20 protein-coding genes are annotated in these 20,168 nt (G+C 30.6%); 9 read left to right on the top strand and 11 right to left on the bottom strand.

Annotation, left to right across the window (positions count from 1 at the left end; all coding sequences use genetic code 11):
* Positions 1–3 precede the first annotated feature (3 nt).
* Positions 4–945 (top strand): hypothetical protein, encoded by a 942-nt coding sequence (locus AJN70_RS01325; protein ID WP_070295390.1) that lies wholly within the window; start codon positions 4–6, stop codon positions 943–945.
* Here AJN70_RS01325 and AJN70_RS01330 read toward each other — a convergent pair.
* The gene (locus tag AJN70_RS01330) at positions 937–1,389 is read right to left on the bottom strand and encodes a methylated-DNA--[protein]-cysteine S-methyltransferase (protein WP_002856786.1); all 453 of its coding nucleotides are present in this window, start codon (positions 1,387–1,389) and stop codon (positions 937–939) included. The genes AJN70_RS01325 and AJN70_RS01330 overlap by 9 nt on opposite strands.
* A gap of 54 nt (positions 1,390–1,443) precedes the next feature.
* Here AJN70_RS01330 and AJN70_RS01335 point away from each other — a divergent pair, with 54 nt between their 5' ends.
* The 5 genes from AJN70_RS01335 to trmA are packed head-to-tail and all read left to right on the top strand — an operon-like array spanning position 1,444 to position 8,834.
* Positions 1,444–3,990 (top strand): bifunctional aconitate hydratase 2/2-methylisocitrate dehydratase, encoded by a 2,547-nt coding sequence (locus AJN70_RS01335; protein WP_070248173.1) that lies wholly within the window; start codon positions 1,444–1,446, stop codon positions 3,988–3,990.
* A 59-nt stretch (positions 3,991–4,049) separates the two neighbouring features.
* Positions 4,050–5,288, top strand: coding sequence for an ankyrin repeat domain-containing protein (locus tag AJN70_RS01340; RefSeq protein WP_070295392.1), 1,239 nt, complete (start codon positions 4,050–4,052; stop codon positions 5,286–5,288).
* Positions 5,285–6,034 carry an SDR family NAD(P)-dependent oxidoreductase gene (locus tag AJN70_RS01345; RefSeq protein WP_053872917.1) on the top strand — a complete coding sequence of 250 codons (750 nt, stop codon included), beginning with the start codon at positions 5,285–5,287 and terminating at the stop codon, positions 6,032–6,034. Before AJN70_RS01340 ends, AJN70_RS01345 begins: the two co-directional genes overlap by 4 nt.
* The gene (locus tag AJN70_RS01350) at positions 6,031–7,764 is read left to right on the top strand and encodes a Na+/H+ antiporter NhaC family protein (RefSeq protein WP_070248177.1); all 1,734 of its coding nucleotides are present in this window, start codon (positions 6,031–6,033) and stop codon (positions 7,762–7,764) included. Before AJN70_RS01345 ends, AJN70_RS01350 begins: the two co-directional genes overlap by 4 nt.
* Positions 7,761–8,834, top strand: coding sequence for a tRNA (uridine(54)-C5)-methyltransferase TrmA (gene trmA / locus AJN70_RS01355; RefSeq protein ID WP_070210097.1), 1,074 nt, complete (start codon positions 7,761–7,763; stop codon positions 8,832–8,834). The genes AJN70_RS01350 and trmA overlap by 4 nt, the downstream gene beginning before the upstream one ends.
* Here the strand turns inward: trmA and AJN70_RS01360 are convergent.
* Positions 8,821–9,237, bottom strand: a complete 417-nt coding sequence (locus AJN70_RS01360; protein WP_002861471.1) for a membrane protein — start codon at positions 9,235–9,237, stop codon at positions 8,821–8,823. The two genes, trmA and AJN70_RS01360, sit on opposite strands and share 14 nt — an antisense overlap.
* Positions 9,238–9,355: 118 nt before the next feature.
* Here AJN70_RS01360 and AJN70_RS01365 point away from each other — a divergent pair, with 118 nt between their 5' ends.
* Positions 9,356–9,769 (top strand): CoA-binding protein, encoded by a 414-nt coding sequence (locus AJN70_RS01365; protein ID WP_002856772.1) that lies wholly within the window; start codon positions 9,356–9,358, stop codon positions 9,767–9,769.
* Positions 9,769–10,980, top strand: coding sequence for a threonine ammonia-lyase (gene ilvA, locus AJN70_RS01370; RefSeq protein WP_070248179.1), 1,212 nt, complete (start codon positions 9,769–9,771; stop codon positions 10,978–10,980). The genes AJN70_RS01365 and ilvA overlap by 1 nt, the downstream gene beginning before the upstream one ends.
* On the opposite strand, the gene truA is transcribed toward ilvA, so the two are convergent.
* The 7 genes from truA to glmU are packed head-to-tail and all read right to left on the bottom strand — an operon-like array spanning position 10,977 to position 17,223.
* Positions 10,977–11,702: a tRNA pseudouridine(38-40) synthase TruA gene (gene truA / locus AJN70_RS01375; RefSeq protein ID WP_074497808.1), complete on the bottom strand. Its 726-nt coding sequence runs from the start codon at positions 11,700–11,702 to the stop codon at positions 10,977–10,979. The two genes, ilvA and truA, sit on opposite strands and share 4 nt — an antisense overlap.
* Positions 11,699–12,724: an LptF/LptG family permease gene (locus AJN70_RS01380; protein WP_002881529.1), complete on the bottom strand. Its 1,026-nt coding sequence runs from the start codon at positions 12,722–12,724 to the stop codon at positions 11,699–11,701. Before AJN70_RS01380 ends, truA begins: the two co-directional genes overlap by 4 nt.
* Positions 12,724–13,500 (bottom strand): A24 family peptidase, encoded by a 777-nt coding sequence (locus tag AJN70_RS01385; RefSeq protein ID WP_070248182.1) that lies wholly within the window; start codon positions 13,498–13,500, stop codon positions 12,724–12,726. The genes AJN70_RS01380 and AJN70_RS01385 overlap by 1 nt, the downstream gene beginning before the upstream one ends.
* Complete coding sequence (uppS, locus tag AJN70_RS01390; protein WP_070280677.1) at positions 13,497–14,165, bottom strand: polyprenyl diphosphate synthase; 669 nt, start codon at positions 14,163–14,165, stop codon at positions 13,497–13,499. The genes AJN70_RS01385 and uppS overlap by 4 nt, the downstream gene beginning before the upstream one ends.
* A gap of 3 nt (positions 14,166–14,168) precedes the next feature.
* The gene (locus AJN70_RS01395) at positions 14,169–14,786 is read right to left on the bottom strand and encodes a hypothetical protein (RefSeq protein ID WP_070248186.1); all 618 of its coding nucleotides are present in this window, start codon (positions 14,784–14,786) and stop codon (positions 14,169–14,171) included.
* Positions 14,783–15,937, bottom strand: a complete 1,155-nt coding sequence (coaBC, locus tag AJN70_RS01400; RefSeq protein ID WP_070248188.1) for a bifunctional phosphopantothenoylcysteine decarboxylase/phosphopantothenate--cysteine ligase CoaBC — start codon at positions 15,935–15,937, stop codon at positions 14,783–14,785. Before coaBC ends, AJN70_RS01395 begins: the two co-directional genes overlap by 4 nt.
* Positions 15,934–17,223, bottom strand: a complete 1,290-nt coding sequence (glmU, locus tag AJN70_RS01405) for a bifunctional UDP-N-acetylglucosamine diphosphorylase/glucosamine-1-phosphate N-acetyltransferase GlmU (RefSeq protein WP_070248190.1) — start codon at positions 17,221–17,223, stop codon at positions 15,934–15,936. The genes coaBC and glmU overlap by 4 nt, the downstream gene beginning before the upstream one ends.
* A 143-nt stretch (positions 17,224–17,366) precedes the next feature.
* Between glmU and fliP the strand changes: the two genes are divergently transcribed.
* Complete coding sequence (fliP, locus tag AJN70_RS01410; RefSeq protein ID WP_002852529.1) at positions 17,367–18,101, top strand: flagellar type III secretion system pore protein FliP; 735 nt, start codon at positions 17,367–17,369, stop codon at positions 18,099–18,101.
* Between the two features lie 15 nt (positions 18,102–18,116).
* Here fliP and AJN70_RS01415 read toward each other — a convergent pair whose 3' ends face one another.
* Positions 18,117–18,887 carry a transporter substrate-binding domain-containing protein gene (locus AJN70_RS01415; protein WP_070295394.1) on the bottom strand — a complete coding sequence of 257 codons (771 nt, stop codon included), beginning with the start codon at positions 18,885–18,887 and terminating at the stop codon, positions 18,117–18,119.
* A gap of 95 nt (positions 18,888–18,982) precedes the next feature.
* A partial coding sequence (locus AJN70_RS09300) for a Cj0814 family flagellar-dependent secreted protein (protein WP_083262305.1) occupies positions 18,983–20,168 on the bottom strand: 1,186 nt, incomplete at its 5' end.

Below are 20,168 nucleotides of genomic sequence, written 5' to 3' on the forward strand. Positions count from 1 at the left end.
AATATGCAAATTAGCAATTTAGGCGAACTTTTAAACGCAACGCTCATTCATGAAGGTAGCGTTTTAAGTGTGGAAGGTTTTGCCATAAATTTAAACGAACTTAAAGCAGGCTTTGCTTTCTTTAATAACGATAAAAAAGAAATTGCCCAAGCTATAAAAAAAGGCGCTTATGCTATAATTACAGAAAATGACATTGCTATTGAAGATAAAGACATTTTTTACTTTAGAGTAGAAAATCTAGAACAAGCTCTTGTAAGATTTTTACGCTTTTTTTGTGAAGATAAAGAATGTGAATTTTTACTTTTTAAATCTTACGAACTAAGTCTTTGTAAGGCTTTTTATTTTAACATTTTAAAAGGAAATATTTTTACTGATTTTGAAAAACTAATCAAAGCAAAAAAGGGTGAAATTTTTTGCTACTGTGAAGAAAATTACTTAAATAAACTTTGTGCCTATTCTCATAGTCTAAAAGATGCTAATTTTACCTTATTATCGCGATCTAGCTTCTTTTTTACAACTTTGATTTGTGAAAATTTATATTTTAAAAATCTTAATTTACCTTTTTTTTACGCAAATAGTTTTGCAAAAATTATTTCTTTTTTAAAAGAAAAAAATCAAAAAATAATATTTGATTTTAATAAGATTGATGATTTTAAAATTTATTTTATTGATGATAAATTTGAAATCACTCCTTTTGGTTCAAGCTCTCAAGCGTTTATTGTAAGCAACAACCAAAATACCTTTGAATTCTGGAAAGAAAAATTTAAAAACATAAAAGACTTTAAAATTGCTTCTAAAAATTCTTTATTTTGTGATTTTTCCTATAATCAGCTTTCAGATTTAAGAAAATTAAAAAATTTTAAATATTGTTTAATTCTTGAAAATTATGATATTTTTGAACAAGAATTTGAAAACAAAGAAAATCAAACCCCAAGCTTATTTTAAATTCACTCCTTCATTTTCAAGCAAAAATCTTTTTATTTCAAGCCCTCCATTATATCCTCCTATGCCATTGCTTGCAATAACTCTATGACAAGGTATAAAAATAGGAATTTGATTTTTAGAATTTGCATTTCCGACAGCTCTAAAAGCTTTTGGATGATTAATTTTTTCTGCTATATCTTTATAAGTAGCTATTTTACCATAAGGAATTTTCATTAAAGCCTTATAAACCTTTGATTCAAAATCTGTACCTTGTATCAAAACAGGAATGCTAAATTTTCTAAGCTTATGAGTAAAATATAAATCAAGTTCATATTTTGCTAAGTCAAGCAAACTACAATTTTTTTCTGATCTTTTATTATCACAAAAATCGACTCTAGTTAAAAATTTTCCATCACTATGTAAAGATAGGTAACATAAAGGCATTTTATAATAAACTTTAAACATTTTTTATCCTTCAAAGAGCTACAATTATAATAAAAAATATTTAAGGAGTAGAAAATGTCTTTTATGCAAGAATACAATAAACTTGTTGAAGAAAGAGCCGCTTTGGGTATACCACCCCTTCCTTTAAATGCAAATCAAACTAAAGAACTTTGTAAACTACTTGAAAATGAAAATAATGAAGAGCTTGCAAATCTTTTAGAAAATAGAGTAAATCCTGGTGTTGATGATGCAGCTTTAGTAAAATGTGAATTTTTAGATTCTATACTTAAAGGCAAAATCAGCGCTCCAAATATAGACAAAAAAAGAGCCTTAAGAATGCTTGGAACTATGCTAGGCGGATATAATGTTAAAGTTTTAATTGATGCCTTAAAAGATGAAAACATAGCCAAAGATTCTGCAGAAGTGTTGAAAAATATTATTTTTGTTCATGATAATTTTCATACCATAGCTGAACTTAGCAAAAACAATCCACACGCTAAGGAAGTTTTACAAAGCTGGGCAAATGCGGACTGGTTTAACAAAAAAGAAAAATTACCTCAAGTGATTAAATGTATAGTTTTCAAAGTAGCAGGTGAAACAAATACCGACGATCTAAGCCCTGCAGGAGATGCTTTTACAAGAAGCGATATTCCTTTGCATGCAAATGCCATGCTAAAGGTAAGACAAGCAGGATCCTTAGAAAAAATCAAAGAGCTTAAAAAAAGCGGTCGAGAAGTAGTTTATGTAGGTGATGTTGTAGGAACAGGTTCAAGTAGAAAATCAGCAATAAATTCTATACAATGGCATTTAGGAAAAGAAATAGAAGGTGTGCCAAACAAGCATAGCGGTGGTATAGTAATGGGTTCAACTATAGCACCGATTTTCTTTAACACTGCTCAAGATAGCGGGGCTTTACCTATCATCTGTGATGTAACAAACTTAGAAATGGGCGATGAGTTTGAAATTCATCCTTATGAGGGAAAAATTATAAAAAATGACTCTACAATTGCAGAATTTACACTCAGTCCAAACACTCTCTTAGATGAAGTTAGAGCAGGAGGAAGAATCCCACTTATCATAGGTCGCGGGCTTTGTACTAAGGCTAGAGAATTTTTAGGAATGGAAAGTGAAAATATCTTTACCAAACCTGAACAACCTAAATCTTCAAGCGGTGGTTATACCTTGGCTCAAAAAATGCTAGGTCGTGCCTGTGGAGTTGAAGGCGTGCGTCCAGGTATGTATATAGAACCTATAACTTTAACTGTAGGCTCTCAAGATACCACAGGTCCTATGACTAGAGATGAAATTAAAGAACTTGCAAGCCTAGGCTTTAATGCAGACTTTGTGATGCAAAGCTTTTGCCATACAGCTGCTTATCCAAAAGTAAGCGATTCAAATTTACATAAAACCTTGCCCAATTTCATGACAAGTCGTGGTGGGGTAAGTTTAAAACCAGGTGATGGGGTTATTCACTCTTGGCTTAATCGTTTTGTATTGCCAGATACCGTAGGAACGGGTGGGGATTCTCACACACGCTTTCCTATAGGAATTTCTTTCCCTGCAGGAAGTGGACTTGTGGCTTTTGCTGCAGTTACTGGTTCTATGCCTTTAAATGTCCCTGAAAGTGTTTTAGTGCGTTTTAGCGGGGAATTACAAGCTGGAGTTACCTTAAGAGATTTGGTTAATGCTATACCTTATTATGCAATCAAACAAGGACAACTTACCGTTGAAAAGAAAAATAAGAAAAATATTTTTGCAGGAAAAATTTTAGAAATAGAAGGCTTGCCAAACTTAAAAGTCGAACAAGCTTTTGAACTTAGTGATGCAAGTGCTGAAAGATCTGCAGCTGCTTGCAGTGTGGATTTAAGCATAGAAAGTGTAAGCGAATATATCAAATCCAATATTTCTTTAATTGAAGCTATGATAGAAGCAGGATATGAGAATAAAGCTACTCTTGCTAGAAGGGCTGAAAAAATGAGAGAATGGCTTAAAAACCCTACTCTTTTAAGAGCAGATAAAGATGCAAAATACGCTTATATTATAGATATTAATCTTAATGACATTAAAGAGCCAATCCTAGCTTGTCCAAATGACCCTGATGATGTGGCAACCTTAAGCGAAATTTTAGCCGATGATAAGCGTCCAAAAAATATAGATGAAGTTTTTGTAGGTTCTTGTATGACAAACATAGGACATTATAGAGCTTTAGGAGAAATTTTAAAAGATAAAGGCATACTTAAAACCAGACTTTGGGTAGTGCCTCCAACAAAAATGGATAAAGCACAACTTACTAATGAAGGTTATTACAGCATCTTTGGTGCAGCAGGTGCTAGAATAGAAGTTCCTGGTTGTTCTTTGTGTATGGGTAATCAAGCTAGAGTAAATGATGGAGCTGTAGTTTTCTCAACTTCTACAAGAAATTTTGACAACCGTATGGGAATGGGTGCTAAAGTATATTTAGGCAGCGCAGAACTTGCGGCAGTTTGTGCGATTTTGGGTAAAATTCCAAGCAAGGAAGAATACTTACAAATTGTCAGCGAAAAACTAAGTGATGAGCATAAGGCAAATATCTATAGATATTTAAATTTTAATGAGATTGAAAATTTCAAACTTGAAAATTAATTCAAATTTAATACTTATTTGGATTAAATAACAAAATTAAAATTTTCAAAGGAAAAATATTGAAGTTATTATTCACTTCCTTTTGTTGTTTTGCAAGTTTAATGGCTAGCGATGCCATTAACTGCGACAACATTAAAAATAATAAAATATTGCTAAATAAAAGTTCAAATTTAGATTATTTAAATATAGCTTCAAGCTGTAAAGAATCTTTAAAAAATCAAGATTTTACAAAAAAACTCTATGCGATTTCCAATGAAATTCGCGGAAGCAATAGCTCTTGTAATGGTGTGGCTTATTTGCCCAAATTACAACAATTTGATTTTTTATTATTAAAAATAGCTATCGATCCCATCGCTTATCAAAAAACTTTAGATACACCCGAAAATTTAGAAAAAAAATATGATATTTTAAAATCTTATTTTAGATATTGGGCATATCAAAGTATAGGAAATTTTAGACTTTACAAAGCTTTTTGGAAAGAATATAACAATGCTATAGAACCTTTAGAAAAGTATTTTGAAAGTAATTTTAATTTTGACAAAGGTAGTAATATTTACTATGCTAGCAATGCCTTAAACGAATTTTTAAATTGGGCTGTTGGTGAAACAAAAATTTACAAAGACATTAGTCCTTTAGCAAAAATCATGTCAAATAAAAATTATTCGGTATCTTATATACAAGATTTTATTTTTTCAAATAATCCAAGCCAAGATGATCTTACGATAGCCTTGCAAGCAGCGCTTCTAAATCAAAGAGAAAAAGAAATTTTAGAACTTTTGATTCGTTTTGGTGCTAGGATTGATGAAGGTTATGAAAGTGCTATTTTTTACGCATTGGAAAATTATGAAAATACAAACTTTTTGATCCAAAATGGAGCAAATGTTAATCAAGCCAATGCCTTTGGTAAAACCCCGCTTTTTTATGCCATAGAGTTTAATCGTCTTGATATCATAAAACTACTTCTTGATAATGGAGCAAATGTTAATCAAAAATATATTAATAACAATGAAAAATTAGTATTAAGTGCGAACATAGGTTCAAATACGCCTTATTTTATTACATTTTGTGCTCTAGAGCACACTTCAAAAAATGTTTTAATGCATGCTGCAACCTATGGCAATGTTGAAATTTTAAAACTTCTTATTTCAAAAGGAGCAAATTTTAATGCTGTTGATGATCTTGGTTTTAATGCGCTTGACTTTGCACTATCAGCAGGTAAAAAAGAAAATGCTGATTATCTAAAAAGCTTGGGTTTAAAAGCAAATGAAAATCTATTTTACGGAGATAGTTTAGAATGAAAACCGCATTTATTACAGGAGCTAGTTCAGGTTTTGGTAGAGCTTGTGTTGAAGCTTTTATACAAGAAGGCTACAAAGTAATCGCCCTTGCTAGACGCAAAGAGCGTCTAGAAGAGCTAAAAAATGCTCATAAAGATAAGATTTACACCCTTTGCATAGATGTAAGAAATCAAAAAGAAATCTTTGGGGCTATTGAAAATTTACCTAAAGAATTTCAAGAAATTGATGTGCTTTTTAATAATGCAGGCTTGGCTTTAGGGGTAGATGAATTTGATAAATTAAACCTTGAAGATATTAACACTATGGTAGATACAAACATCAAAGGGTTTTTATATGTTGCAAAAGCTGTTATTCCTATACTTCGTAAACAAAAAAATGCTTATATTTTTAACTTAGGTTCAGTTGCGGGACGCAATCCTTATTTTGGAGGCAATGTGTATTGTGGAACCAAAGCCTTTGTAGGACAATTTTCATTGGCCTTAAGAAATGATCTTAGAGGAAGCAATATCAAAGTAACAAACATTGCTCCAGGACTTTGCAAAACTGAATTTAGTGAAGTGCGTTTTAAAGGAGATATCCAAAAAGCTGATGCAGTGTATGAAAATACGCAATTTATCAGTGCTAATGATATTGCCAAAGTAGTAATGTCTATCATTAACCTACCAAGCCATATTAATGTTAATGAAATCGAGCTTATGCCGGTAACACAAACTTGGAATGGATTTTATATAGAAAGAGATGAATGAATAAATTTTTAGTTTTATTGTTTTTACCTTTAGTTGCATTTGCAAACTCCTCAGAAGCAGCTGCAAATGCTAATTTGTTTGGAGCTTTTACGCTTATACCACCTTTAGTTGCTATTGCTTTAGCCTTTATCACAAAAGACGTTATTTTATCACTCTTTGCTGGGGTTTTAAGCGGAACTTTTCTACTTAGCCTTTCTGTAAATATTTTTAAAGCACAACATTTAGCTTTTGTAAATTATTACAATACCGCAGTAGAATCTTTTTCAAAGATTATTTCTTACATCTTAGGCTCAACTTCAGATCCAGTAAATGCAGGAATCATTTTGCAAATTCTTTGTATAGGTGGTCTTGTAGCACTTATCACAAAAATGGGTGGTGCAAAAGCTGTAGCATTAAAATTTGCCAAAAGAGCCAAATCAGCTGTATCAGCTCAAGTTAACACTTGGTTTTTAGGGCTTTTAATATTTTTTGATGATTATGCTAATTTACTGATCGTAGGTCCAATTATGCGTCCTTTGGCGGATAAATTTAAAATTTCTCGTGAAAAATTTGCCTTTATTATCGATTCTACTGCCGCTCCCGTAGCAGGAATAGCTGTAATTTCTACTTGGATAGGCTTAGAAGTTTCCTTAATTAAAACCGCTTATGAACACATAGGCATTAGCGATATTAGTGCTTTTGGAATTTTTGTCGAAACCATACCTTATCGTTTTTATAATATCTTCATGCTTTTTTTTGTAATCATGACTGCAATCATGGGGCGTGAGTTTGGTTCTATGTACAAGGCTGAAGTGCGTGCAAGAACCACAGGGCAAATTGCTCCTCTACCTAAATCAGGCACACTAGATACTGCTGAATTAGAAGATCAGTTTTTAGCACCAAAAGAAGGTATTAAAATTCGTGCTTTTGATGCTATTATTCCTATTTTTACTTTAATCATTTTAGCTATATTAGGATTTTATTTTAATGGACTTAGCACTTTAGAAGGCGAAGAACTTGCAAAAGCAAATGCCAATCCTTTGTCTTTTGAAACTTTTAGGGCTGCTTTTGGAAATGCTGATTCTTCTGTGGTGTTATTCCAAGCTGCTTTGTTTGCTGCTATTGTAGCGATTTTTATCGGGGTGCGTCGTAAAATTTTCAATCTTAAAGAAGCGGTAGAAACTTGGATATATGGCTGGAAAACCATGATTTTTACTATAGTCTTACTTTTATTTGCTTGGTCGCTTTCAAGTATAGTAAAAGATCTAGGAACTTCTTTATTTATCACTAGTTTGCTTGCAGATAAATTACCTGAGTTTATTTTACCTGCTACTATTTTTGCTTTTGCTTCAGCTATTTCTTTTGCCATAGGAACAAGCTATGGAACTATGGGGATTTTAATGCCTTTGGCTGTGCCTTTAGCTCATGAAATCGCCAAAATCAATAGTATGGATGTAAACGCTATGCATCATTATATGGTTATTAATATAAGCTGCGTTTTAACAGGTGCGATTTTTGGAAACCATTGCTCACCAATTTCAGATAATGTAATCCTTTCATCTATGAGTGCAAAATGCGATCATATGGAGCATGTAAGAACACAAATTCCTTATGCTTTATTTATCTGTGGCATTTCTTTAATCGCTGGATATATTCCTGTATCTTTAGGACTTAGTGTTTGGTTTGTCTTGCCTTTAAATTTCATACTTATTGCGCTTTTATTAAGACTCATCGGAAAGAAAGTTCCATGAGTCTTGAAAATTTTGGAAATTTTCTTACTTTAGATGAAAAACACTCTTTCATAAAAAAATATTTTAAAGAATTTTATACAAAAGAATTTAAACTTTTTGCCTCAAAAGATAAACATTATCGTACAAGAGCTGAACTTTCATTTTATCATGAAAATGATACGCTTTTTTATGCAATGTTTGATCCAAAAAGCAAAAAAAAGTACATTATAGAATATTTAGATTTTGCTGATGAAAAAATTTGCGCTTTTATGCCAAAACTTCTAGAATGCTTGCGTCAAGATAGCAAATTAAAAGAAAAACTTTTTGGCGTGGAGTTTTTAACCACAAAGCAAGAACTTAGCATAACTTTACTTTATCATAAAAATATAGAAGATATAAAGTCAAATTTAGAAAATTTAAGCAATATTCTTCATATCAACCTTATAGCAAGAAGTAAAGGCAAAAAACTTATTTTTAAAACAGAAAATCTAAGACAAACTTTAAATATTCAAGATAGAAAAATATTTTATGAATTTAACAACGATTGTTTTATTCAGCCTAATACTGCTATAAATGAAAAAATGATTACTTGGGTATGTGAAATTTTAAGCACTCAAAAAAGAATGGATTTACTTGAGCTTTACTGTGGATATGGAAATTTTACTTTAGCTTTAGCACCATTCTTTTTTAAAATTTTAGCCACTGAAATTTCAAAAAGCAATATTAATTTTGCTTTAAAAAATTGCAAACTTAACAATACAATAAATATCCACTTTGCAAGACTTTCAAGCGAAGAATTAAGTCTTGCTATCAAAAAAGAAAGAGAATTTTTTCGTTTAAAAGATATTCGATTAGATGATTTTAATTTCTCTCATGTTTTAGTTGATCCACCCCGTGCAGGACTTGATAAAAGCGTAATTGACTTAATAAAAAAATATGAAAATATTATTTATATTTCTTGCAATCCTATCACTTTAAAAGAAAATTTAAAAGAATTAAGCCTAACACATAGAGTGGAAGAGTTTGCTCTTTTTGATCAATTTGCCAATACTCCACATCTTGAATGCGGAGTATTTCTTAGCAAGGTATAAAAAAATAATTCATTAATTTAGCCAGTATTACTATCGCGATACAAAGCACAAATACAAAAGGATGGATAAAAGCACCAAGCGGGTTTTTCTTCTTTAATATAAAATGACAAAATAAAGAAAAAACAACTAAAGATAAAATTCCAAAAGCCAAAATAATTTTTATAGCAAAAAGTAAATTTAAAGGTTTAAAATGAAAACCTGCCAAAGCACCTCCGCTTAAAAAAAGCAAAAGAACCACAAAAGGCATTATTTTAACCCCAGTAGCACTAAAAAGACTTTTGTCAAAATTAGGATTTTTCTTTTTAACTACACCCAAAACAAATACATCAACAAACAAATAACCTATAAACAAAATAGCACAAAGAAGATGGATTGTTAAAGTATATGGATAAAATTCTTCCATTTTTCCCTCCTTATTAAACTTCGGAATTTGCTATATTATAACACTTTTTTCATTTTTTGAATTCATTTTAGTTAATTTTTTAATCATTTAAGATAAAATACCAAAACAAAGGTTAATAATGAATGAAAAAGAAACTATCTCTTATATTATAAATACAAGTAAAAATATTGCCATATTTGCTTTAAGTCCAGATAAGACAAAAGCTTCTTATAGGGTAGCAGAATTTTTACAAAGAAAAAATTATAAAATTTTTCCTATTTATCCTAAAGAAGAGTTTATTTTAAATGAAAAAGTTTATAGAAATTTAGATCAAATAGAAGAAAAAATCGATACACTTATACTTTTTAGAAAAGGCGAAGTGGCACTAGAAATTCTTCCTAAGCTTGTTGAAAAAAATATTAAAAACCTATGGCTTCAACTTGGTATTAGTAATGAAACAGCCAAAAAAGAATGTAAAAAATTAGATATAAATTTTATACAAAATCGTTGCATTATGCTAGAATATCCGTATTTTAAAACAAAGGAAAAATAGTGTTAGAGCTTAATAAAATTTACAAAGCAAAACAACAAATTTCAGGGTTTGTAAACAAAACTCCTTTCATATACTCTTCTTTTTTAAGTGATATTTGTCAAAGTGAAATTTATCTTAAAAATGAAAATTTACAAATTACAGGTGCTTATAAAATTCGTGGAGCTTATAATAAAATAGCCAATCTTAGTGCTGAACAAAAACAACATGGAGTCATTGCCGCAAGTGCTGGAAACCATGCTCAAGGCGTGGCCATTAGTGCAAAAAAATTTGGCATTAAAGCAGTTATTGTAATGCCAGAATCCACTCCGCTCTTAAAAGTTTCTGCTACAAAAGCCTTAGGAGCAGAGGTGATACTCAAAGGGGATAATTTTGATGAAGCCTATGCCTTTGCAACCTCTTATGCTAAAGAAAATAATCTTAGCTTTATTCATCCTTTTGAAGATGAATTTGTAATGGCAGGACAAGGAACTTTGATGCTTGAAATGCTTGATGAAATAAGCGATCTTGATGTGATTATCGCACCTGTTGGAGGTGGAGGACTTATAAGTGGTATCGCAAGTGCAGCTAAACAAATCAATCCAAACATTAAAATCATCGGAGTTGGAGCCAAAGGAGCTCCTGCAATGTATGAAAGTTTTCATGCTAAAAAAATCAAAAATGCAAAAAGCGTACGCACTATAGCCGATGGTATTGCTGTGCGTGATGCAAATCCTATTAATTTTAACATTATTTTAGAATGCGTAGATGATTTTATCCAAGTTGATGATGAAGAAATCGCTAATGCGGTATTGTTTTTACTTGAAAAACATAAAATCATAGTTGAAGGCGCAGGAGCTGCGAGTGTAGCCACCCTACTTCATCAAAAAATAAATACACAAAATCATAAAAAAATTGGCGTAGTTTTAAGCGGAGGTAATATCGATGCACAAATGCTAAATATCATCATAGAAAAAGGTTTATTTAAATCCTATAGAAAAATGCAAATTCATGTTACTTTAGTAGATAAACCTGGGGCATTATTACACCTTACAGACAGCTTAAAAATAGCCAATGCAAATATAGTAAAAATCGACTATGATAGATTTTCCACCAAGCTTGATTATGGCGATGCGATGATTTCAATTACCCTAGAAACCAAAGGCAAAGAACATCAAGAAGAAATAAGAAAAATTTTAACCCAAAAGGCCTTTAATTTCTATGAAAGTTTTTAATAACATATACGGCTTAAATAAAGCCCATTTGGCGGTGCTAAAAAGTGATTGTATTGCTTTTTAGCCTCAATCTGTTCTTTGAGTTCTTTTTCACTCATTTTTCCTTCTAAAACCTTTAAAACGCTTGCTACGCTTAATCTAATTTGCCCTCTTAAAAAACCATTAGCTTTAAAATGAAAAATGCTAAAATCTTTATAAGCATAAGCTCTAGCAATAAAAATTTCTCTTAAAGTCGTTTTATTATCCCCTCCACTTTTGCAAAAAAACTTTAAATCCTTTTTTCCCACAAAAAAACCCAAAAGCTCATTAGCCTTATCTAAGTCAAATTTAGGATAAAAATGTACATAAGAAGCCATAAAAGGACTATAAGAAGAGTGAGAAAATATATAGCGGTATTCTCTACTTTTTACATCAAATCTTACCTCAAAATCATCTTTTACTTTTTCAATTTTTTTGATATGGATAAAAGGATGGGAAAATTTATTAAGTTGTTTTTGAAGATATTCTAAATTTGTAAAATAATCTCCACATTCTACACTAGCTACAGCATAGCTTGCATGCACTCCTTTATCTGTACGAGAAGCCATCAAAAGAGGTGAAAAAATACCCAAATGCGATAAAGCCCCACTTAAAGCATCTTGAACACCTTTTTTATGAGGCTGAGTAGCAGAACCTAAAAAAGCAGAGCCATCATAAGAAAATATAATTTTTATTTTCATCAATAACGACTCAAAATCATTTTCTTAAAACAATAAGCCGAAACAAATAAACTTAAAGAAAAAATTCCAAGGCAAGCCAAAATTGGAGGTTGAGAAAAAGAACTTAAAAGTCCGAAATATATAGCAATCACTCCAAACATACCTAAATACACATAGCCTTTTTCATAACGATAAGTAACCAAACCAAAGCAAAGCGCAAAAAGCGTACTAGCAAGTGGAAACAAGGCTATAGTTGTATAAATCACAAATTCTCTTGCTCTTTGTGGGTTTTCGTTTAAATCATTCCAGTATTCATAAAATTTCTTTGTTTGAAGATTGTCTGTATTAAACTGAGTATTTACTACTAAAGCATCAAATTCTCCACTAAAAATACTTTGACCTTGCTCAAAATTATACATTTTTCCTTGATTTAAGCTAAAAGCAAAGCTATCATCTTTTCTTTGCACATGCGCTTCTTTGGCTATGATAAGCTGTTCTTTATCATCTGCTTTATGTTTAGGGCGATACATAATTATGTTTTCATACTTATCACTATCTTGTTTTTCTATAAAAATCATCCAGTCTAAAAATTTTTGTCCAAATTCTCCTGTTTTGTAGTTAAATTTCACTTGAGTGCTTTTATAGTTTACAAAGTTATCCTGAAGTTCAAATACTATAGGTATCATTACCAAAGCCACAACAAGCATAAAAGCACTAATCAAGCTTGCAATTTTAAGGAAAAATTTTGCCAAAATCATTGGTGAAAATCCCAAAGTAAAAAGCACTATGCTTTCATTTTCCTTAGAAAGCCTAAACAAAGCCAAAGTTAAAGAAATAAAAAAAGATATAGGCAAGGTAAAAATTAAAATTCTAGGCAACATAAATCCATAAAGCTTTAAAAGATCCAAAAAACTAATCTCTATACTTGAAGTAAGTTTTGCAAGTTGAATAAAAAATACCATAGATACAATAGCAAAAAGTACGAAAAATATAGATAAATTCGTACTTAAAAATTGATTTAAAACATATCTTAAACTAAGCTTCATTAGAATAATCCTAAGTTTTTATAAAATAAAACTGCCACAAAAGCGATATTTAAAAAGGGTATCATAGCAAGTTCTTGCTCTTTTATTGCTTTAATTTTAAAAAAAATAAAAAAAGGCAAAGTTAAAATAGAAGCTATAAATAATACTAAAAATCCATACTCAAAACCTAAAATTCCACCCATACAAGACATAATGATAATATCAGCATCACCCAAATTTTCTAAAATTTCATCTTTTTTTTGGAAATTCATTAGAAAAAAAACTAAACTTTTTAATAAAAAAACAAATCCTCCAAAACTAAAAGCATTTAGTAAAAAACCTCTGCTAAACTCTTTAAAAATCAAAAAATGTAAAATTTCACTTTCCCTAAAGGCGTAAAAAAAAGCAAATAAAAAAGCGCTCCAAAGTAAGATTTGTGGTACGGCTTTGAGTTTAATATCAATTAAAGAAAGCAAGAAAAGATTAAATAAAAATAGAGATAAAAATAAAAAATCATAAAAATTTTGACTTAAAAAATAAACCAAAATAAGCAAAATTATGCCTAAAATTTCATTGATTAATAAAAAAATAGGCAAATGACATTTGCAAGTTTGACATTTTGCCTTTAAAAAAACATAAGAAAAAATAGGAATAATTTCATAGTATTTTAATTTTGTATCGCAAGAAAAACAAAAGGAGCGCGAGATAAAAAAAGGTTTTTTTTCAATTATCCTACTTGCCAAACTTGCGCAAAAAGAACCCAAACAAGCCCCTAGAATTATTATGAAAAGTATCATTTTCCAAAAGTTCTTTCTCTATTTCTAAATTCTTTAATAATCCTTTTAAATTCTCTCTTGGTAAGAGATGGAAATAAAGTTTCACTAAAATAAATTTCAGCATATGAACACTGCCAAAGTAAGAAATTTGAAAGTCTTTTAGCATTTCCAACGCGAAGCATCAAATCCACATCTAAAGGTAAATCTAAATTTTGCGTTAAATTTTCTTCATTTAGCTCAAGTTTTTTTTCGATCACACGCTTAGCAGCTCTTATAATTTCATCTCTTGCGCCATAACTTATAGCCAAATTAACACAAAGTGCGTCACAATGCTTTGTTTTTTCTTCAACTAAGGTAATTTTTTCTCTTACTTTATATTCCAAACGCGATAAATCACCTATAGCTCTTAAACGCACATTATTTTTTTCAAATTTTTCTAAAGCTTCATCTAAACAACGATTTAAAAGTTCAAAAATAAAATCAATTTCATCTTTAGGACGCTTCCAATTTTCCGTACTAAAAGCAAAAAGGCTTAAATTTGAAATATTTTCTTCCATGCAAACTTCCATCAATTTTTGCATAGTTTTGACTCCTTGGGAATATCCAAGTTTTGCCAAAAAACCCTTAGCCCTAGCCCAGCGCCTATTACCATCCATAACAACAGCAAGGTGTTTTAATTCATTCATTTTTCATCCTTTAAAATCAAAAAGCCTTTTGAAAACAAACAAAGGTTCAATCTTGTTTTCTTGCGATACATTAAAATCTAAATGTTCGTTTAAAAATTTTTGTACCTTGGCAAAAGGTGTAAAAACGCTAACACCTTGTGAATCTATCAAAATTTTCAAAGCTCCAAAAACACTAAAATATAAGTAAATTTCTAAATATTTTGCTCTTTTACGCATTTGAAACAAACAAGATTTATTTTCAAAGATAAAAGGAATATGATAAATATTTTCAAAACTTGCAAAAAGCATTTCTTTTAATATCTGATAACGCTCTATATCTTTACAAGCTAAAAGATTTTGTATGATGAATTTTTTATAAGAAATTTTATCCTCTAAAATAGCGATTATCAAAGCCAATCCCTCTTCAAAAGGTTTGAAATTAGGACGCTTTGAAAGATGTTTAAATTGTATAACTCCACCATTTTGCATATAAAGTTCAGCTAAATATTCAGCACCAATTTCAAGCTCTATCATGCTTTTGGTTTGAATCTTTTTGTGATTTAACAAAAGCGTATAGTGTCCATAGCCTGATTTAGCCAAAACTTTCATTTGTATAGGTAAGGTAGAATTAATCATACTCATAATTTTTCACACCATTTTACTAATTCAAATGCCAATTTTTCTTTGCTTTGCAAGGTGCTTTTATTTTCATTATTTAAAGTGATAAAATAAAGTTCATTTTGATCGCTTCCAAAATAATTTTTTTGATCAATGATATTAAGACAAATCATATCAAGTTGCTTATCTTTTAAAGATTTTTTCGCATTTTCTAAGGCATTTTGAGAATCAAATTCCATCTTAAAACCTATCTTTTTGCCTTGAAATTTGCAAGTTTTAAGCAAATCTTCATTTAAAGATAGATGCAAGTTTAAACCCTGTAAATGCTCATTTTTTTTAATTTTTCCTTTTACACTTTGAGGGATAAAATCACTCACTGCAGCCGTCATAATCAAAAAATCATGACTTAAATTTTTATCCAAAAGCTCTTTTAGATCCTTAGAACTTTCAAATTTGCAAAGCTCATAAGGAGTATCAAATTCCACAGAGCTTAAAAGTTTTACCCTAGCTCCTAAAAAATAAAAAGCATCAGCTATGGCTTTTGCCATTTTTCCACTTGAAAAATTACTCACACAACGCACATCATCAATTCTTTCTCTTGTGCCACCACCTGTGATAACTACGCTTTTATCGCACCAAAACTTTTCTTTTAAAAGTTCTCTTTTGCTAATATTAAAAATATCCTTAACTTCAGCTAAGGCTCCTGCGCCTTCATCTTTACAAGCTAAAACTTTACAAATAGGCTCTATAATCAAAGCTTTATTTTCTTTAAGTATCTTTAAAGAATTTTGCGTGCTAAAATGATGAAACATATTTGTATTTGCCGCAGGAGCTATGATAAGAGGTTTATTTGCTGCGATTAAGGTTTGGATAAAAAGATTATCCGCTATACCAAAAGCAAGTTTATTGATAGAATTAACACTTGCAGGGGCAAATAAAACAAGGTCTACATCCTTGCTAAAAGCTATGTGATTGTTTAAGTTTTGCCAACTTTCATTTTCTTCACATAAAATCTCATCAGCCAAGGCTTCAAAACTCATTTTGCTAGCAAATTTTAACAAACCATTAGAAAGCAAAACTTTTACCCTAAAGCCTTCTTTTTTAAACAAAGAAATAAGCTCGTAAGATTTATAAAAAGCTATACTGCCACTAATAGCCAAAAGTATGGTTTTCATTTTTGAAATTTCTTATAATAATAATCTTTTACCATCTTATGCCCTGCTCTATTGATAAACAAAGCACCTTTTTCTACATTGACACCTACTGTGCTTCCTGCTGCTATGATCACTTCATCTTCGATTTTTACAGGTGCGATAAATTGCGTATCAGAACCCACAAAAACATTTTTTCCTATGATGGTTTTATGCTTTTTTACCCCATCATAATTGCATGTAATAGTCCCACAGCCTATATTAGTTCCACTATCTATCTCACAATCTCCTAAATAGCTCAAATGTCCTGCTTTTACGGTATTTAACTTTGCATTTTTGCATTCTACAAAATTTCCTATATGAGTGTTTTTTAACTCACAATTTGGACGCAAATGTGCCAAAGGCCCTACATCGCTATTTTCTATGATGGAATTTTCTATCACGCTTGAACTTTTAACGATAGAGTTTATAATCTTACTTTTACCCTCTATCCTTACATTTTCATATACTTCGCATTCATCTACAAATTCAACATCTGCACCTATAAAAGTGCTTTGCGGTAAATGAAAAATCACTCCCTGTTGCATCCAGTGTTTTTTAATTTTTTCTTGCATGAAATTTTCAGCTATACTGAGTTCAAATTTATCATTAATCCCCATAAATTCATCTTCATCTACAAAAACCGCTTTAATCATCACATCTTTTTCTTTTGCTAGTTTTACAATGTCGGTTAAATAATACTCTTTTGCCGCATTATTGTTATCAATCAAAGGTAAAAGCTCTTTTAAAAGCCTCGAGTCAATCACATAAACCCCAGCATTGCAAGTATTTATCTCTTTTTCTTGTGTATTTGCATCTTTAAATTCAACAATTTTTTCAACGCTATCGTTTTTTATCACCACCCTACCATAACTTTTAGGATCTCTTGCTTTAAAAACTGCTAGATTTAATTTTGCATTATTACCCAACAAGGCTTCCAAACTTGTTTGCTCAACCAAAGGCATATCGCCACAAAGAATCAACACTCTTTCATTTTTAGGCTCAAACCCCCTTAAAGCTCCCGCAGTTCCTGGATAATTTTGCAAGTCTTGCTCTAAAATTTGTGTTTTTGGAAAATGTTCTAAAATTTCTTTTTCAACGCGTTCTTTTTGATGCGATAAAACTACACTTACATCATCACTTAAAGCAAAAGCCTTTTTTAAAATGTGTAAAATCATACTTTTTTGACAAAGCTCTTGCAGAACCTTTGGCTTTTGTGATTTCATTCTAGTGCCTAATCCTGCCGCTAAAATCAAAATAGAAGTTTTCATTTTTTACCTTTGTTATTAAGAAGTCTAAAAGACTATTTTAGCAGTTTAAAGTTAAAATCCTAATACCCTTAAACTAGTTTTTAGTCATCAAAAGATAAAATTTAAATTTCTTTAATAAAAAACAAAAAAAAGGTTTTTAAATTTTGAAAAAAATATTATTATTTTTACTTTTAAGCATGAGCTTATTTGCTGCTGAAGCAACTATCCCTACAGTAAATTTAAGCTTAAGTGCACCCAATACACCTAATCAGCTTGTTACTACTTTAAATATAGTGATTGTTTTAACCATACTTGCGCTCGCTCCAAGTATAGTTTTTGTTATGACTTCTTTCTTGCGTCTTATTGTAGTATTTTCATTTTTGCGACAAGCTATGGGGACGCAAAGTATGCCACCTAATACCATTTTAGTAACCTTGGCTTTAATTTTAACTTTTTTTATCATGGAACCTGTAGCTACAAAATCCTATAATGAAGGTATAAAACCTTATTTAGCAGAAAAAATAGGCTATGAAGAGGCTTTTATAAAAGGAGCAAAGCCTTTTAAAGATTTTATGCTTAAAAATACTCGCGAAAAAGATTTAGCTCTTTTTTATCGCATACGCAATCTACCCAATCCCAAAACCATAGATGATGTTCCCCTTACAGTTTTAGTTCCTGCTTTTATGATTTCAGAGCTTAAAACCGCTTTTGAAATAGGGTTTTTAATCTACCTACCCTTTTTAGTCATAGATATGGTTGTAAGCTCAGTTTTAATGGCTATGGGTATGATGATGCTACCTCCTACTATGATCTCTTTACCTTTTAAACTCTTAATTTTTGTATTAGTGGATGGATGGAATTTGCTAGTGCAAAGGCTTGTGGAAAGCTTTGTAACCTAAGAAGGAAAATCCTTCTTAGAAAAAGAATTCTAAATTATTCTTTTTAAAAGTATCTTTAACATCTTTAAGATATTTTTCTCCTAAAGAATCAAAAAGCCCATCTTTTTTGCTTTCTGCAATAAATTCATCAAGCTCTTTTTTAAGTTCTGCATTACCTTTTTGCACTGCTATACCCCAAAACTCAGGATTTTCTTGAAAAGGCGCCAAAATGGCTCTAGTTGTATCTTGATATTTTTGCCAAGTGCGATAAATCGTAAGTTGATCATAAAAAAATCCATCAGCCTTGCCTTGAATCACTTCCAAAATAGCAGCATTTTCTTTATCAAATAAATTAATAGTTGCATTTTTTAAATTTTTAACCGCATATAAATGCCCTGTAGAACCACGCTTTAAAGCCAAAACTTTGCCCTTTTTATCTAAATCTTTGATATTTGCAATATCAGAGTTCAAAGGAGTTAAAATAGCCAAATTTGCCTTAGCATAAGGAATGCTAAAATCCACCACTTTTTTTCTCTCATCGGTAATTGTCATAGAGGACATAATAAGATCTATCTTGGCTGTTTTTAAAGCAGGTATTAAACCATCCCAAGCGATATTTTTTACTACAAGTTTATAGCCGTTTTTCTTTGCAAAAGCTTCTAAAAAATCCACGCTAATTCCACTTGCTTTGCCTGTTTTATCGCTCATTTCAAAAGGCGGATATCCAAGCTCCATTCCTACAACCAAATCTTTTGCACTCAAATTTAAAGCAAAAAAAGAGATAAAAATCAAAATAATTTTTTTCATAATTTCCTTTCAAATTTTTTTGTAAAAAAATTATACTAATTTTATCTTATTTTGTTATTAGCAATTTATTTCAAACTTAAAAAATTAATACTTCTTTAAACCCTAGTTTGTCCTATAAGATTATTAAGTCTATCCATTATAGAATCAGCGTAGGAATTAATGGTGCTAGGTTTTGCTTTCCAGCCATTAGCAAGAGCTTGTTTAATTTCAGCGTCTAAAGCCCAGTTACCCATAGCAGATTCTTTAGGAATGTTATTTTCATACATATATAAATCACCTTCTGCTATGCCACGCTCTGCCCAGTATCTAAAAAAGCTTTTAAAGTCACTTTTACCTGTCATAATACTATCTAAGTGTATGGCTGGACCACTAAAACTCTCTTTAGCCATAGCCCTATTATAAGCTTCTACTTTTGGATTAAGTGTAGTTTTTGGACTCTCAACGGGTTGTCCGCTACCATATGATTTTAAAAAGCTCATAAATAAAGCTTCTTTAGAATAGCTTCCATCTTCATTTTGTGGATAAACTGACATATCAGGATTAAACTGCCAATCTTCACCTTTAGAAACATTTTTGATTTCTTCCAAAGATAAACCAAAACTATGTCCATTTATGCCATCTATTAAAGATCCTGATTGTATATATAAACTTTCAGCTTCTTTCATTTGTTCAGGGGTTTGATAAATATTTGTAATAGAAGAATTTGAGAAATCTCTTAAGTGGGTGATATTCATTCTATTGCTTGGATCATTAAAATCCATCGATTTTATTCCATTTATAGCATACCCCTTAGGCATAGAATTTATATCTGCTTGGCTAAAACTTGTTTTATCATTTGGAAAACTTTGACCTAAAGCATTAGAAAAAAGATTATAATATTGTTTTATGGTTTCAGCCATATCGATATTAGTATAATACTCGCTTACACCAAAATATTGTTTCATATCTGCAATATAAGGTTCATTTTCAGCAGCTTTTTTAATCTCATCCAAAGTAGATTTATGTATCTTAAAATCTTCAGGCAATCCTGCAGCTTTGTTAAAATCACTTCCCATATAGCCATCTTTATCTACACTATAACCATAGGCTGTATTGGTAGAAGTATTACTTATATCTGCTTGTTTATATTTTAGAGTATAAATAGAGTTTTTAAATTCACTTGATATATCATAATTAGGAGAACTTGTTTTACTACTTATACTAAAATTAGTGTTATTGCTAGTATTTGTTGTATTAGTAGAATTTAATACTTCACTTCTTGCTAGAGTTTGTGAATTTGCA

Source organism: Campylobacter sp. BCW_4341 (assembly GCF_001764255.1).
GTDB classification, from domain to species: Bacteria; Campylobacterota; Campylobacteria; order Campylobacterales; family Campylobacteraceae; genus Campylobacter_D; species Campylobacter_D jejuni.